Origin of the sequence: Winogradskyella luteola (assembly GCF_019203985.1) — a bacterium.
GTDB classification, from domain to species: domain Bacteria; phylum Bacteroidota; class Bacteroidia; order Flavobacteriales; family Flavobacteriaceae; genus Winogradskyella; species Winogradskyella luteola.
On sequence record NZ_JAGSPD010000007.1, the window covers coordinates 196426 to 211933 of the forward strand.

Annotated in this window: 13 protein-coding genes, 1 tRNA gene and 1 pseudogene; 5 read left to right on the forward strand and 10 right to left on the reverse strand. The window is 32.8% G+C overall.

Going from position 1 to position 15508, the window contains the following annotated elements; translation table 11 throughout:
- Positions 1 to 38: 38 nt before the first annotated feature.
- From KCG49_RS10435 to KCG49_RS10450, 4 genes and pseudogenes are all read right to left on the reverse strand, one after another.
- A pseudogene (locus KCG49_RS10435) lies at positions 39 to 1141 on the reverse strand (DUF4238 domain-containing protein).
- Positions 1142 to 1145: 4 nt separating this feature from the next.
- Complete coding sequence (locus KCG49_RS10440) at positions 1146 to 2831, reverse strand: hypothetical protein (protein ID WP_203255975.1); 1686 nt, start codon at positions 2829 to 2831, stop codon at positions 1146 to 1148.
- The gene (locus tag KCG49_RS10445; protein WP_203255976.1) at positions 2828 to 4408 is read right to left on the reverse strand and encodes a hypothetical protein; all 1581 of its coding nucleotides are present in this window, start codon (positions 4406 to 4408) and stop codon (positions 2828 to 2830) included. The genes KCG49_RS10440 and KCG49_RS10445 overlap by 4 nt, the downstream gene beginning before the upstream one ends.
- A 218-nt stretch (positions 4409 to 4626) precedes the next feature.
- Positions 4627 to 4708 (reverse strand) — tRNA-Leu (locus tag KCG49_RS10450).
- Between the two features lie 210 nt (positions 4709 to 4918).
- On the opposite strand from KCG49_RS10450, the gene KCG49_RS10455 reads away from it, so the two are divergent.
- Positions 4919 to 6307: a dipeptidase gene (locus KCG49_RS10455; protein ID WP_218546355.1), complete on the forward strand. Its 1389-nt coding sequence runs from the start codon at positions 4919 to 4921 to the stop codon at positions 6305 to 6307.
- A gap of 3 nt (positions 6308 to 6310) precedes the next feature.
- Here KCG49_RS10455 and KCG49_RS10460 read toward each other — a convergent pair whose 3' ends face one another.
- Positions 6311 to 7699 carry a M28 family peptidase gene (locus KCG49_RS10460; RefSeq protein ID WP_218546356.1) on the reverse strand — a complete coding sequence of 463 codons (1389 nt, stop codon included), beginning with the start codon at positions 7697 to 7699 and terminating at the stop codon, positions 6311 to 6313.
- A 218-nt stretch (positions 7700 to 7917) separates the two neighbouring features.
- On the opposite strand from KCG49_RS10460, the gene KCG49_RS10465 reads away from it, so the two are divergent.
- The 4 genes from KCG49_RS10465 to KCG49_RS10480 all read left to right on the forward strand — a co-directional run bounded on the left by KCG49_RS10465 (position 7918) and on the right by KCG49_RS10480 (position 12748).
- Positions 7918 to 8283, forward strand: coding sequence for a BlaI/MecI/CopY family transcriptional regulator (locus KCG49_RS10465; RefSeq protein ID WP_218546357.1), 366 nt, complete (start codon positions 7918 to 7920; stop codon positions 8281 to 8283).
- Positions 8284 to 8285: 2 nt separating this feature from the next.
- Positions 8286 to 10964: a M56 family metallopeptidase gene (locus tag KCG49_RS10470; protein WP_218546358.1), complete on the forward strand. Its 2679-nt coding sequence runs from the start codon at positions 8286 to 8288 to the stop codon at positions 10962 to 10964.
- A 124-nt stretch (positions 10965 to 11088) separates the two neighbouring features.
- Complete coding sequence (locus KCG49_RS10475; RefSeq protein ID WP_218546359.1) at positions 11089 to 12186, forward strand: DUF4407 domain-containing protein; 1098 nt, start codon at positions 11089 to 11091, stop codon at positions 12184 to 12186.
- 94 nt (positions 12187 to 12280) lie between these two features.
- Positions 12281 to 12748 carry a YybH family protein gene (locus tag KCG49_RS10480; protein ID WP_218546360.1) on the forward strand — a complete coding sequence of 156 codons (468 nt, stop codon included), beginning with the start codon at positions 12281 to 12283 and terminating at the stop codon, positions 12746 to 12748.
- A gap of 93 nt (positions 12749 to 12841) precedes the next feature.
- Here the strand turns inward: KCG49_RS10480 and KCG49_RS10485 are convergent, their stop codons facing one another.
- The 5 genes from KCG49_RS10485 to KCG49_RS10505 form a co-directional block, all read right to left on the reverse strand.
- Complete coding sequence (locus KCG49_RS10485; protein WP_218546361.1) at positions 12842 to 13132, reverse strand: STAS domain-containing protein; 291 nt, start codon at positions 13130 to 13132, stop codon at positions 12842 to 12844.
- A gap of 216 nt (positions 13133 to 13348) precedes the next feature.
- Positions 13349 to 13612 carry a DUF1272 domain-containing protein gene (locus tag KCG49_RS10490; RefSeq protein WP_218546363.1) on the reverse strand — a complete coding sequence of 88 codons (264 nt, stop codon included), beginning with the start codon at positions 13610 to 13612 and terminating at the stop codon, positions 13349 to 13351.
- 184 nt (positions 13613 to 13796) lie between these two features.
- Positions 13797 to 14369: a PhnA domain-containing protein gene (locus KCG49_RS10495; RefSeq protein WP_218546365.1), complete on the reverse strand. Its 573-nt coding sequence runs from the start codon at positions 14367 to 14369 to the stop codon at positions 13797 to 13799.
- 28 nt (positions 14370 to 14397) lie between these two features.
- Entirely contained in the window at positions 14398 to 14760 is a 363-nt protein-coding gene (locus KCG49_RS10500) for an MmcQ/YjbR family DNA-binding protein (RefSeq protein WP_218546366.1), read from the reverse strand.
- 58 nt (positions 14761 to 14818) lie between these two features.
- The gene (locus KCG49_RS10505) at positions 14819 to 15433 is read right to left on the reverse strand and encodes a DUF4230 domain-containing protein (RefSeq protein WP_218546368.1); all 615 of its coding nucleotides are present in this window, start codon (positions 15431 to 15433) and stop codon (positions 14819 to 14821) included.
- Between the last annotated feature and the right edge of the window lie 75 nt (positions 15434 to 15508).

Here is a 15508-nt window from a genome sequence, read left to right on the forward strand (position 1 = left end):
AAGTTTAGATATAAAACTGCAAAAAACAAATAATCAATTTACCACTTACCCATTTTTGATAGCACCTTTTTGTACTTCAACATTTGGATATCGTCTTTACAATATGGATGTTCTAAAAGTTCTTTAAGTTTACCTATAAACTCTTTTGAAACAAACCCTTTTTTCTTTAAAACATCAAATAAAACGAGGGCTTGCTCTGCCCTATATTTAGCTTTTTTCAAAAACTCTTCTCCATTTTCTGGGTTTTCATAATGGTTTTGAATATCAAAATGTTTATCAATATCTCCTTTGTATGCTACTAATAAGTTTTCAGCATTCTGTTGTGTAACTCCATTTGTTGTAAATACATAGTCTCTGTCTTGAGTAAGTCTATTAATTCTCGTTTGTCCATCTGCGTAATCATTAGGATGAATCTCTAAATAATGTGAACGATCCAAGGGTAAAGTAATAACTGCTTTGGGATCATATAAACCTTGAAATTTATTAGTTTCAAAATGCCTAATTGAAACTGGATTATCGCAAGTAATTATTGGCGCATTTGAATCTTCTATTTTAATTACATTTATTGTACAATCGTATTTGTATTTAACAAAGTTTCCCCATTGTTCAAGATGGTTAACTAAGAAGGCAGTTCTTGAACGTTCATCGTACTGTTTTTTAACCTCCTCTATTTCATCAATATGAAATTCCATTTTCTCTCCAAATAAATTCATTTTTATCAAACCATGTTCATTTGCTGTATGAGCTGCCCTATCAAAGATTTGTTTATTCATACCTTTTTGAAGATTTAAAATTCTTGGTGTACGAAAATATAATGATAGACATACATATAGTATTTGAATTTTTTGCTCTTGACTAACTGTCAATACCTTTTCATCAACAAGTAATTTATATATTTTTGGAAACTCGCTATCAACATTTTCAGCATAATGTTTTTCTAAGGCGTATTTTACTTCATCTGATTCGGCAGGAATTGTATAAATGTTTTTTTCAAACAAATATCTTTTGTGCTTATTTGCTCTAAAAGCATATCATTGTCCATTTTATAAACATCGACAAAATGATTTCTTTTTCTTCCTTCAACTGCAAAGTTCTTTAAATATGAACGTGGTATATAATGTTGCTTTATTGGATTTGACATTATTCTATTCTTTTGTTGAGACTTCTTGTTTCATTAAAACTCGCCACGTTAAAGGAAAAGGCTGGCTTTTGTAGTGCCTACTTGCAACGTGAGCAACAATATCGAAACTATGCTTAAAAATTTTAAAGTCCTTTTCTGGTCCGAAGAGTTCCATTTCTGATACCATTTCTTTTTTGTACTCTTCTACATTCTCGTATATTGTTACAGAATGTTTTAGTGTTCCTTCGCCACGACTATAATCCTGAACACATATTTTATTTTCCATTTCTTCAAGTGGAAACCATATTTGCAAGTTCAAATCTGGAAAAAGTTCAGTAGGGATCTTGCGGACAAACTGATATAGGTCTTCATCCTTTAAAACTAAAGTGTATTCTGCCAATATAAGAACTATCATTGAAGACTGAATTTCACATTCTTCATCTCCATTATGAATATCCACCAGCTTATCATAACTTTTTCTAAACAATGGGAAAAACTTATTTATTTTATATCTGTTATTAAAACCTAAAGTCATTTCAGAAATCCATTTTTTGGCTGGGTTAAAGTTTCTTGTAAAATTCATTAAGTTAAGTGCTAAAGCTATTTCAATACTATGCACATCGTATTCTGGATATTTTGAAGGTGGATTGTTTTTTATAAACAAACATAATCCGTTACTAATTGAAAGAGCGCTTTGGTAATATGTTTGAGCATGCTCTTCATTACCTTCTCTATAATGGATTCTAAACTCTTGTATTTCCGTTAACCCTATTGTTGCTATAATTCCTATTTCTTCCCAAACATTAAGACTGTACTCTAGACTATTTCTGCTGTATTTATATATACTGTGCTCTGTTTTGTAATGTTTAGCAACTTTGTTAAAATAATAGACACCTATATTTCTTTTTAAAGAATGGATTTTGTAAAATTCCTGTCTTACAAAATTTTTCTCCAAATGATTACCTTCTTGCATAAAGTGCCAGCTTAGTAACAAACATCGTTCACTTGCATAAATTGAAGGTTTCAAATTATTATTGTCTTGAGACCATTTATATATAATGTTAAGGCATAATCGTACCAGTCTTAACTTTTTTAATATTTGTCTTTTTTGTTTGGGTTGTTTGTCTAAAATTTTTTGAATCAGCGTATAGAAATGTGATAAATCATAATCTGGTAAATCTAAAAATGCCAAAGACTTTCTTAATAATGATTGATATTCTTGTGGAAATAGTTTTTCACTAACAAGATAGTCGTCAAGCATTGCAGTTATTTCGCCTGTACCCCAAAAATCATATTCAACAGCATCTGTAGTATTCTGGTCGATATATTGTGTCCAATCAACTAAAACATTTTGATTTATAACACCATTAGTACAAACTATTATTTTTTTAGGAAGTTTTTTTAAACGATTTGTAAGTGATGTTGGAATAAACGTGTCTTTAATTTGGTTTAGAGTTGAGCGTATGGCGTTGACATCTCCATCCCAAGTGGTTCTTGTTAGATTACCTTGTTTTACAGCGAACAAAAACACCTTCTTAATACCATCTTCTGGATCAATACCTACAGCTGAAATATCTACACCAAATTGACGACCTTTCATTGGCTTTGAGATAGTTGTAAATTTCATTCCAACTAGCAGATCAGTCAGCAACACATCAAGTTCTTTATCTTCTTTTAAAAGATTAATATATTCACTCAGTAAAAATCTCATTGCCTTCTTTTAAAATTTTGCCATAGTAACCGTTCTGTTGCTTGACCTATGGGGTCTATAAATTCGCCTCTTGGCATTTCGCCACTATGCGAAATAAGTGCTGGTGTCATCTTTTCGGTGTATTTGCCTTGGTATTTTGAAAATGTAGACTTTCCCGTTCTGTAATTGATATTCGTAATCATACTTAAAAATGATGAACTTTCTGACTCACTCTCTTTATAGGATTTATTAAATTTTCTATTCTGTATTTTATTATAATATATCATTCTTCTCTCTGAAGGCGCAAACTCTTTTAGGTTTTCTAGATCTGAATACGCCTTGTATTTATCTTCCCCTTCATCAACAATATCTTTTATTATTTTTTTAAGTTTTCTATTGGCAGTCTTCTTTTTTAAATTTAAAAACTCAATAGTTGAATAATAATTAAAAATTAAGTGGTTAATAAATAAATCAGCTAAGAAAATTACAACCTCTTTATTGTCTACTTTTTGTTCGAGTATGGAATATATCAAAGATAAAGAGGTGTCTTTATCATAAACATAGGCAAGTATTTTGTACGTGATATATTCAATATCGTAATCTGAAAAGTCCTTTATTAGAACTTCTGAAACCGTCAATCCTGATAAATCTCTCATATATCTAGCACTATTCATTTCAAAAATGGCAATATGAAAATTTGGATTGTCTTTATTTAACCAATTTGTATATAGCTTTTGGAAATCTGAATAAAAATCATCGCAAAGTGTATTCAGCAAATGGCTGAAATATTCTATTTTTCTAGCATTTTTTGGACTTATCCCTACCCAATCTGTAATAAAACCAACTACCAAATCTAAATTGGTTTTAGCCACATTTTCCAATCGATAAGCCAATTGATTATACGCTCCTGCATGTTCTATATCAATGTGAAGCAACAATGGAAGATATTTTTTAAAGAGGTGTATTTCGTTACCTAAATCTATATTGTAATCCAAAAAGTAAATGAGCTCTAATTGAATTTCAATAGTCTTAATACTTGATAGCTTATCTATAATTTTATCTGTATTTTTTAATTCATTTCTTTTATTTCTAATGGTAAAGAAAACTGATGGCCATAACTCCTTAAGAGTCTTATTATTAATAATACTATTGAATTGTTTCTCAATCCAGCTCACAAATGTTTTTGGTGTTGTTTTCGCTATCAAATCAATTTTGACGATAGATTTTATTCCTATTTCATTTAAGCTTATGTTATCATCTTCGATTAGGCGTTTAATTTCATCTATTGAAAACTTTTGGTCTGAATGATATAATCCGGATAGAATATCCATTAATGTAAAATACGAATCAGGATTTTTCGTTTCAAGTGTTTTTAAATAAATTTCTTTACCAAAAGAAGCATCCTCTTTTGCTTCGCGAGTAATGGCTATTTGAAGATTTCTTACAGGATAGTTACTTTTTAAGTTTTTAAGCAATTCTGGTAGTGCCTTAACATAAAGGTCTATATCAACATTTTTAATATTGTCACAAAAGGTTCTATAATCTTGCCATCGATTGGAAGGCTCTTTATTGTCTAATAAGTCTTGTAGAAATTGCAAATGAAAAGGGTTATAATTTTGACTAAAGTTAAAAAAGAATTGATACCGTTCTGAAAAAGAGTAACAAAGTTTTTTTCCATTCTACCAAAAGAAATCAAACTATATCAAATACTATTAAATGGACAAAAAGAAACAAAATGTTGTACCTATGTTGTACCCAAACATTTTTCCGAGCTTATTTTAAATAAAAAAAGCCGAAGATTTCTCTTCGACTTTTGTACAGGCGGCGAGACTCGAACTCGCACACCTCGCGGCATTAGATCCTAAGTCTAACGTGTCTACCAATTCCACCACGCCTGCATTTTATTTTTTTTAACACTAATAATTAGGTTAAATCCTAAGTCTAGCGTGTCTACCAATTCCACCACGCCTGCATTTAGCAGTTAAACTGCTACTATCCATTATAAAATGGGATGCAAATATAAACAATAGTTTCAATATTCAAACAGCAATTAATCAAGAAATATTCAGGTTAGTTTTTCTTATTTTTGTTAGAAATCAAATCCTATCATGCAAAATATAAATTCCTATATCAAAGTAAACAAACAACGCTTTTTAGATGAACTCATTGAACTTTTAAAAATTCCATCGATAAGTGCGGACTCAGCTTACAAAGCTGATGTTTTAAAAACTGCTGAAGTGATTAAAACCCGTCTAAAAAAAGCAGGCTGTGACCATGTAGAAATCTGTGAAACCGATGGTTATCCTATAGTATATGGCGAAAAAATTATAGACGAAAATCTGCCTACTGTTTTGGTATATGGCCATTATGATGTACAACCACCAGATCCATTAGATCTTTGGAACTCTCCACCTTTTGAGCCTGTAATACAAAACACGGACTTGCATCCAGATGGTGCTATTTTTGCTCGTGGAGCATGTGATGACAAAGGGCAAATGTATATGCACGTCAAGGCTCTTGAATATATGACGACCCACAACGAGCTGCCTTGTAATGTTAAATTTATGATTGAGGGGGAAGAAGAAGTTGGAAGTGAAAATCTAGGCGTTTTTGTAGCCAACAACAGAGAGAAGCTTAAAAATGATGTCATCCTAATTTCTGATACAGGAATGATTGCTAAGGATGTTCCATCGATTACAACTGGGCTGAGAGGTTTAAGCTATGTTGAAGTTGAGGTTACTGGGCCAAACCGCGATTTGCATTCTGGTCTTTACGGTGGCGCAGTGGCAAACCCAATAAATGTTTTAACTAAGATGATTGCATCGCTCCACGATGAGAATAACCAAATTACTATTCCGGGATTTTACGATAAAGTCGAAAATTTATCTAATGCTGAACGTGCCGAAATGGCGAAAGCTCCATTTTCTCTAGATGCCTATAAAGAAGCCCTAGACATTGATGCGGTTTATGGAGAGAAAGGCTACACCACAAATGAGCGCAACGCTATCAGACCAACATTAGACGTTAATGGAATTTGGGGAGGTTATATAGGAGAAGGTGCTAAAACCGTTATAGCCAGCAAAGCTTATGCTAAAATCTCTATGCGTTTGGTACCACACCAAGATTGGGAAGAGATTACAGAATTGTTCAAAACACATTTTGAAACTATTGCACCAAAAGGCGTTAAGGTAAAAGTAACCCCTCATCATGGAGGACAAGGCTATGTGACCCCAATAGACAGTATTGGCTACCAAGCTGCATCAAAAGCTTACGAGCAAACCTTTGGCAAAACGCCAATACCGCAACGAAGCGGTGGCAGTATTCCTATTGTATCGCTTTTTGAACAAGAGCTTGAAAGCAAAACCATTTTAATGGGCTTTGGCTTAGACAGTGATGCCATCCACTCGCCAAATGAACATTTTGGAATTTGGAATTACCTCAAAGGCATAGAAACGATTCCATGGTTCTATAAGTATTTTACAGAATTAAAAAAGTAAGATTTAATCTTTTACGATTTTATAAGTCGAAGACTTGGTTTCAGACTTTAGAGTAACAAAATAGACTCCCGAAGGCACATTATCGAATTCAATTTTGATATGACGCTTTAGGGAACTTTGTTTGTCAATTACTTTGCCTAAAATATCATTTATAGTAATGTTCAATTCGGTTTCAGTAAAGTTTTCAATTTTTAATTTAGAGATAACCGGATTGGGGAATAGGCTTATTTCATCTTTTAAAAACTCTTCTGTGGACAGTACGGAAAAACTAATGCAGCTACTCATTTCTGTACATGTCCCATTGCTGACCTCAACCGCATAATTACCAGTTGTTATTGGCGTAAATACTTGGTTGGTTTCACCTGGAATCTCAGAATCTGTATCGCAATTATACCATTGGTAAGCTCCAGAAGTTTCGTTAGAAACTAATTCAGTTTGCGATTGGGCAATCGTGTTATCTACAGCAAGTAAACCTGCTTTAATTGCCATATATGCTGTAACTAATTTGGTTAACTCCGTCATATATTGAAAATCAATATCGTCAACCCTATCGTCTGAGGTATGGTAATCTGGGGTTTGGTCATTAGTTTCCCAAGATTCACCTATCAATACGGCAGAATAGCCTTGATTCCAAAAACGTGAGTGATCGCTTGCCGTAGTACCCGGATTAACCACAATCTCGCTTAAATCGAACGTGTATGTATTTAGGATATCGATTAGGTCATCCTTTATGGCTACAGAATTTGCGATGTCCCTTACATCAATATCAAACTCATTGTCACCAGCAGTTCCCGGAGCATCACCATCGTAACCTATCATATCCATATTGATAACACCTAGAATATTGTCTCTAGTATTTCCATTAGTTTCGTCTGCTGCTTGCTGTGCATAGAAATTAGCTCCCAATAAACCGATTTCCTCTTCATCCCAAAGTGCATAAACAATGGTATTATCAATACATTGGCTGGACAAAACTCTTGCTACTTCTAAAACTGCAGAAACGCCTGTTGCATTATCATCTGCACAAAATGTAGTTACAGAATCGTTATGTGCACATACGATATAAATGTTATCTGGATTGGTTTTTCCAACTTTTGTGGCGATAACATTTTTTCCTGAAGTATTAAAATTTTGAAATTCAACAGTAAGATTTGGTAAGGCTTCTAATCGTTCTTTAATGTAATTAGCTGCCAAATCATTATTACTCTGCACACGACTGGTTATAGTTTGCATCGTTCCATTAATCATGGCAGTCTGTTCACCAGAAAGTTGAGCAACACCTGTTTGTAAATTAGCATTGCTGATTTGGTTCATTAAATCTTCAACTGATTGTGCGTACGAAAAACCAAGAACTGCTAAAACAGATGATACAGAAAGTAAAATCTTTTTCATTTTGTAAAGGTAATTATTTAAGATAAGAGTGAGTCCATTGAAATTTCAGACTTAACTCTCATTAAGTTTCCTCAAGGTAATAATTCGTCATATAGAATTAGTTACGACTGTTTCTTTTAGTAAAGTTAAGAGATGTTCATTGTAATATATTTCATGAATTTTTTGGAAATTAATTTTTTTATTCTACATTTGTAGAGTTAATTCTAAATATGTAGAACATGCAACTTTCAAAAACCGAAGAACAATTAATGCAATACCTCTGGAAACTCGAAAAAGCTTTTATGAAAGACCTATTGGATGCTTACCCTGAGCCTAAACCTGCTACTACCACAGTTGCTACGCTATTAAAACGTATGATTGGTAAAGGCTTTGTGGATTATAAAACCTATGGAAAATCGAGAGAATATTATCCGTTGGTAAAGAAAGAAGACTACTTTTCTAAACATGTTAATGGATTGATTAAGACCTTCTTTAATGATAGTGCTTCTCAGTTTGCTTCATTTTTTACAAGAAAAACAGACTTAACAAAAGAAGAGCTCAAAGAATTAAAATCCGTCATTGACCAAGAAATTAAAAATAAGTAATTATGGGAATGTATCTATTAAAATTCTCTTCATGTTTATTAGTGTTTTGGCTGGTTTATATGTTTCTGTTAGAGCGCCAAAAGATGCATCAGTTTAAGCGTTTTTATCTTTTAGGTTCTATAATCGTCTCGCTAATCATTCCATTATCAACCATAACGTATTACATAGAACCAGTAATAACCGATTTTGAAGCTTTGCCGATGTACATTCCAATAGAACCTTCATTTAATAATGTCTCTGTGGAAGAAACATCTTTATTCAGTTTAGAAGCTATACTTTGGCTTATCTACGGATTTGGAGTACTTCTATTAAGTATTCGGTTTGCCTATAATCTTATTAAACTTTATCAAAAAATTTCAAGAAGTGAAAAAATCGCAAAACACTCATTGATTTATGTATTACTAAAAGAGTCTCGTATACCACATTCTTTCTTTAAATATATCTTTTTAAATAAGTTGAAATTTGAAAAAAACGATATTCCTAAAGAAGTTATATTACATGAAGAAACTCATGCAAAACAGTTACATAGTTTAGATATTGTTTTGCTAGAGTTATTACAAATAATTTTCTGGTTTCATCCTTTAATTTACATACTAAAGCATCATATTAGACTCAACCACGAGTTTTTAGCAGACCAAGCTGTTCTAGAATATGGTGCGGACTCCAAAGACTATCAAAATATACTATTACAATTTTCATCAAGTACTCAAGAGTATCAACTCTCGAGTGCCATCAATTATTCATCATCTCGCTTAAACGGATTATTTTCTAAAAATTCATTTGGGCAAATCAAAAAACGATTTACAGTTATGAAAACACAAACATCAAAAACCAGAATTTGGTTGAGTACACTTTTACTCTTACCTATTATTGCTATTCTTTTTTACAGTTTTTCTGAAAAAGAATATGTTGAAAGAAAGCCTGCTGAAACTTCTGAAATATCTCTCATTCAGAACAAAATAAAAAACAAAGGAGCTACTGAAACAATGATGCAAGAATACAACAACTGGATTATAAAGTTTAACACAATACATCAAATAGACCATGCAAAATACGAGCGTATTGTTGCGATATATAATATGATGACTGAGGAACAACGAAACACTGTTGAATCCTATCCGGTTATCCCAGACATGAATTTATCTAAAGTAAAATCAAAAGCACCAACACAAGCACAATTTGAATCTTGGAAGGATAAAAATAAATTTGCTATTTGGCTTGACGGTAGACATGTATCAAATTCAGAATTGAATAATTATAAAATCAGTGATATCGCCCATTTTGTTGGTTCTAAGGTTCATAAAAATGCCCGCAGCACAAAATTCCCACAACCCTTTCAATATAGCTTATATACTAAAGAAGGCTTTAAAAAATTCTATCAAGAAACTACTGTTAAAAAATATAAAGCTTCAACCAAAACATATACCGACGCTATAAAAAACTATCTAAAAGGATCACAAACCAATAATTCTGAACTAAGAATCCTAAAGGCACAGGCCGATAAAATCTATAACCTGTTTACTGAAGAGGAATTGAAAAAACATAGCATCCTACCTCCACCACCAGTCCCAGCTGAAAAGAAAGTTAGCCCTAACAAGGCTATGGGTAAAAAAACAAAAGGTGGTCCCAGAGTCGGTGACACACAGCAAGACACATACAACCCAACATTTTTGGAGTACATTATGGAAATGGAAAAAAAAGGTGCTTCGTTCTATTTGGATGATGTAAAAATAACAGCTCAAAAAGCAAAGTCTATTGCTAAAACCAATAAAGGAAAGCGAACAGAGATGTTAACCCAAAAAGACACTAACGGGAAATATGTTGTAAAGTTATCATCACCTAAATTAATAGATAGCCAAGAAAAGGCCTCAAAAAAACAAGTTGATGAATATAACAGATTAGCAAAAAAATACAACGATGCTCCAAAAAACAAAATGGTGATTAAATTTGAAGAACAAAAACGTATCGAATACCTCTATGGATTAATGTCAGATGAGCAAAAGAAAAACGCTCAACCTTATCCTAATTTTCCACCAAAACCACAGATTGTTGAAATTAAACCACCAACACCGCCTAAGCCAAAATACAGAGCAAGAGAAATTAAAGAGGTAGAGCCACCTGCACCTCCAAAGGTTATACAAGTGAAGGAAATCCCAAATCCTGAGCTTGTTGAAATTCCGCCTCCACCTCCTGCCCCAGAATCAACTTTAGATTTTGTTACAAGGATGGCAAAGACAGATGCCAAGTTTTTTAGTGAAGGGAAAACAATCTCATCAGACAAAGCGGTTAAGCTGTTAAAGAATAATCCAAAACTAAATGTAAAAGCACAAAAAACAGACACCAAACAACCTCTAGTTTACATTTCTAAAAAGCCCATATTAATTGGTATAAAAGGTAAATCGCCACTAATTTATGTAAACAAAAAGATGCCGAAAAAAGGGCGTATTTCATTAACTAAAGAAGAATTCAAAAAGCTAAAAATCACATTATCCGAAGGTAAAGTTGTTAGCTTTAAACTAAAGATTCCCAGTGTGAAAACTGACTTAATTAGCGGTAATTCAATTTCTGGAACAAGTATTAAGAACTTAGAAAAATTTGAAAAAGGAATGATTACCTTATTCGACATAAAAGACAATAACAACTCTAAGCTTCCGCCAGTAATAATTGAGTTGAAAAAATAACTCCACTAACAAATATATTCTAAGACCTCAGAGAATTTAAAACTTAGAGGTCTTTTTTCATTAGAACATGTAACAAAACCATAGTTTTTGCGTTCTAATATATTATCAATCAAAACAATCAATCATGTTAAAGCAATTCTTCATCTTGTGTTCTGGATCAGACACCGATATTTTAAACGACTGCTCTATTGGAGAACAAAACAAATATGCTGGTATTGGTGCGACAGTTTTTTTTACAGCCTTAATGGCAACTATTGCCTCTAGTTATGCACTTTATACCGTTTTTGACAATCTCTACACATCTATTTTTTTCGGAATAATTTGGGGCTTACTCATTTTTAATCTCGATCGTTATATTATTTCTACTATAAAAAAGCGCGACAATGTTTTAGACGAAATCCTACAGGCAACTCCAAGGATTTTTCTGGCTGTGATTATTGCTGTAGTCATTTCAAAACCGTTAGAACTAAAGATTTTTGAAAAGGAAATCAATCAGGTTTTATTAGAACAGAAGAATGATTTAACCCTTGCCAATCAAAACCAAATTGCTCAGCAGTTCAACCCAAAAATTACAGATTTAGAAAACCAAATTTTAGGCTTACAATCACAAATTGACAGCAAGGAAGCAGAGGTCAATGCGCTTTATGATACCTATATTACTGAAGCCGAAGGCACATCTGGCACCATGAAACTTGGTAAAGGCCCTGTTTACAAAGAAAAACGTGAAAAGCACGATACTGCTCTAGCAGAATTACAACAGCTAAAAACTGATAACAAAGCCAAAATCGCTACCATAGAAGGTGAAATCATGGCGTTGCAAGGAGATTATAAGGCCAATGTTGCCGAATCGCAACCTGTGATTGATAATTTTGATGGTTTAATGGCACGTGTTAATGCTTTAAGCCAATTTTGGCTACCTTCATTTTTTATTTTTCTGTTGTTTTTAGCTATTGAAACATCTCCAATTATTGCTAAATTATTATCCCCAAAAGGTGAATTTGATTTTAAATTGGAAGACCAAGAAACCACCGTTAAAAGTTGGACCATGCAACAAGTTGCAGAACGCAAACTGCTTGTTAAAACCGATAATGACATTAATAATAAGGTTTATACCGAAATTGCTGATGAAGAAGAGGTGATGAACTACAAACGGAAAAAAGCACGCGAATTAATGCAACATCAAGCTGATGCGTTTTTGAAGAAGCAAAAAGGTGTACTTTAGGTTTACTTGAAGTTTTAGATTGTACCCCTAAAAATTCCTTTAGGGAAGTTTTAAAATTAACGCACTAAATTTAGAGAACTAAAACTTCAATCTTATGAAAAACATTTGTGGACTTTTACTTTTAGCTTTATTTACAAACTGCATCAGTGTAAAGGCTGATATTCATGCAGATTCCGACCACCAACCTACAGACTTTGAAATAGCTGAAGCTGGCATTAGGTTAGTTATGGAACGCCAAGAAATAGCATGGAACAATCATGATCTTGAAGGTTTTATGCAAGGTTATTGGAAAAGTGATTCTCTTAAATTCTACGGAAGCAATGGTCTTACAAAGGGCTGGGAACAGACTTTGGGCAACTATAAAAAGGGTTATCCAACAAAAGCCGAAAGTGGCACACTTAATTTTGTAATTAATGATATATCTAAAATAGAGGGAGATAATTATTGGGTTATGGGAGAATATCACCTAAAACGAGAAGTTGGAAATGCAGATGGTGTCTTTATCATTATCTTCAAAAAGATAAATGGCGAATGGAAAATAGTTGCAGACATGTCTTGCTAAATACCAAAAGAGAAAAGTGCTTCCAAGAGTATTAATCTGTCACGAAAAACACTGGTCGGAAACACTTTAATTTAAGTCTTATATAATTTGCTATTATGCAGCTACAGTTGTATTTTCTTGTGTTTTAAAATGGTCGTACAATTCCTTGCATCCTAAACCTATGATGGACAATCGCTTTGATTTTGTAATCGATTCATTATGCAGCTTTGCTAATGCCATTACACCTGCTCTATCGATACTTTCAACGCTTTCAATATCCAACAGGATATCATCGAGCTTATCAAAGATGTTAGAAAAATGAGCATTGAATGTTTTAAGATTTAACTTGTTTAAAGTTCCTTTAATCTGAAAACGGTTGTTGTAGTTGGTAATTTGTAAATCCATAATAAATAATGTTAAAAGCGTTCATACTAATTTAGGGCTATTAATCAGTAAACTTTAGTGCTATTAATTAGAGGGATGACCACAATATCTAACATAATATTATTGAATCACGATAAAATCGATAAATGGTAATTTAGATTGGATTATTCGGTAAAGTCTGTTTATTTTTTCGATAAACAACACACATACAATAAGATACGCAATAATAAAATAAAACTATTGAGATCGTAGTTTTTTAAGGTGTGCTTCTATGTCAACTGGTTTGTAAACAATAGTGGTTGAAACAGGATATTTCTTCAAAAGTCTTTCTGGTCGTATCGGACGCTTTTCAAAACCACCACCGCAATTAGGGCATACATGCTGTAAAAGCTCTACGCAATCTTTACAATATGTACATTCAAAAGTACATACCATAGCTTCCTCTGAATCGAAGGGTAGTTTTTTATTGCAGTTTTCACATGTTGGTCTAATCTCTAACATGACATTTTTTAATTTCTACTTTAAAATTAGTCATTTATTTTTGCACAATGAAATATAATCTCAAAGTTGTGTTAATGGTCATTTTAGCTATAATTACCATTTACGGATTAGTTACAGGCAAATACCTATTTCTAGTTTTTATGCTACCTATTGGATTTGGTTTTTTCAAAAAGAAAGACTCAGACTAAATCTTTTTTACATATTGTGTAATAATAACTATTTGCTGCCCATCTACTTTACCTTCAATATAATCAGCATTTTCGTGGTCTAATCTTATATTTCTTACGGCCGCACCTTGTTTAGCGACCAGACTAGAGCCTTTTACCTTTAGATCTTTTATTAAGACCACAGAATCACCATGCTCTAAAACTACACCATTAACATCCCTATGAACTAATTTGTTTTCATCCTCACCATCACCTGATGCTTTTGCAAGCTCTAAAGTTTCATCTTCTAAGTACATCATATTTAATAAATCTTGTGGCCAATCGGCATTAATTCGATTTAGCATTCTCCAAGCCATAATCTTAACGGCATCATGCTCACTCCACATACTATCATTAAGGCATCTCCAATGATTGGGGTCTATTTTGTCACTATCATTCATCTGTTCTATACAAGTGCTACAAGCGTATAAACTTGTACTTAATCCGTTTTCTTTTATATCTGGAAGGTTATAAATAGATAAATTTTCATCACTGTTACAAAGCTCGCATTTTGAATTACCGCGCTTCTGAAGTTCTTTTTCTTGAGACATATTAAAAGTTAAGGTTGCAAATGTAGAATTATTGGAGCTTTTCTCTCACTTTTTTAGGCAAACCTTTTACCACCATATTATATGAGTGGTCTATCAGATCTGTAATAAGTTGAGGAGAGAGTTCACCTGTGTGGATATAAACACTATTCCATTGTTGCTTATGCATATGGTAACCTGCTTTTATACTGTCGTATTCTGCCCGTAACTCTTGCGCATACTCTGGGTCGCATTTTAGATTGATAAACGCTTCGCCATTTTCCCACCGTTTTAAAGATGCCAATGCAAACATTTTATTACAAACCTTAAATACTAAGGTATCATTATCAAAAGGAAAATGTTCGGTTACTTCCTTTTTGTTCATGCAGTAATTTCTGTAATCTTCTATGTTCATGTTGATAATGTTTTCCTAAAAGGTTGTATTCAATGTAACACTTGACAATGGTAAAAAATCATTTCTGTTCTAACATTTTTTTGTCATCCTCTTCAATTTTTAAAGCTGAATAATCTAAAGTCCACCCAATAGTTTCAACTAAATTTTCAATAAGTTGAATGGCCTCAAGAGCTTCTAGTTTGGCTACATTATATAGACCACTTTCTGGAATTTTATCCATAATATGCTCCTTCGCTTTGGTATGCAGTTCTGTTAAATCTGAAGCTTCGAACTTATTAAACATACCGTCTTGCTTATCGTAATAGTTAATGTTACTTTCTATAGATAATACTTCCGGCTGTGGAAAATGCGACAACACTACAGTTTTGGATTTCGGGTGGGAATTCATCCTTACCTTACTCAAATCGAAACCGACATGTGCTTTGGCATTGATAATTACCAAAGCTTTTTTTCTGCTAGAAATTAACTTCAAAAATTTTTCCTTTACGTCTTCGTAATGATAGATTTCTGCAAAATCACCTTCAACGGTTATAAACTTACAGACACGCTTTATTTTATCTAAAAGAAGAATGGACTGTTCGTTTGTTTTCTTTTTGGTTTTCCATTGTTTAAGAACAGTAACCAAGCCCAAGGTTACCAGTATACTAATTATGATTGTAAAAAATGTTTCCATTTATAATATTTTATTTTTAGACACTTTTGAGAGTCTTGTTGTCACTCTGCAAATATCTTTATATCTCTGTATGAG

What these genes read in the sequence shown, in the direction of transcription:
- KCG49_RS10440 (WP_203255975.1), bottom strand. Translation starts at nt 2,831, where the DNA reads ATGAGATTTTTACTGAGTGAATATATTAATCTTTTAAAAGAAGATAAA.
- KCG49_RS10470 (WP_218546358.1), top strand. Translation starts at nt 8,286, where the DNA reads ATGGGAATGTATCTATTAAAATTCTCTTCATGTTTATTAGTGTTTTGG.
- KCG49_RS10500 (WP_218546366.1), bottom strand. Translation starts at nt 14,760, where the DNA reads ATGAACATAGAAGATTACAGAAATTACTGCATGAACAAAAAGGAAGTA.
- KCG49_RS10505 (WP_218546368.1), bottom strand. Translation starts at nt 15,433, where the DNA reads ATGGAAACATTTTTTACAATCATAATTAGTATACTGGTAACCTTGGGC.
- KCG49_RS10480 (WP_218546360.1), top strand. Translation starts at nt 12,281, where the DNA reads ATGAAAAACATTTGTGGACTTTTACTTTTAGCTTTATTTACAAACTGC.
- KCG49_RS10495 (WP_218546365.1), bottom strand. Translation starts at nt 14,369, where the DNA reads ATGTCTCAAGAAAAAGAACTTCAGAAGCGCGGTAATTCAAAATGCGAG.
- KCG49_RS10475 (WP_218546359.1), top strand. Translation starts at nt 11,089, where the DNA reads ATGTTAAAGCAATTCTTCATCTTGTGTTCTGGATCAGACACCGATATT.
- KCG49_RS10490 (WP_218546363.1), bottom strand. Translation starts at nt 13,612, where the DNA reads ATGTTAGAGATTAGACCAACATGTGAAAACTGCAATAAAAAACTACCC.
- KCG49_RS10465 (WP_218546357.1), top strand. Translation starts at nt 7,918, where the DNA reads ATGCAACTTTCAAAAACCGAAGAACAATTAATGCAATACCTCTGGAAA.
- KCG49_RS10485 (WP_218546361.1), bottom strand. Translation starts at nt 13,132, where the DNA reads ATGGATTTACAAATTACCAACTACAACAACCGTTTTCAGATTAAAGGA.
- KCG49_RS10455 (WP_218546355.1), top strand. Translation starts at nt 4,919, where the DNA reads ATGCAAAATATAAATTCCTATATCAAAGTAAACAAACAACGCTTTTTA.
- KCG49_RS10460 (WP_218546356.1), bottom strand. Translation starts at nt 7,699, where the DNA reads ATGAAAAAGATTTTACTTTCTGTATCATCTGTTTTAGCAGTTCTTGGT.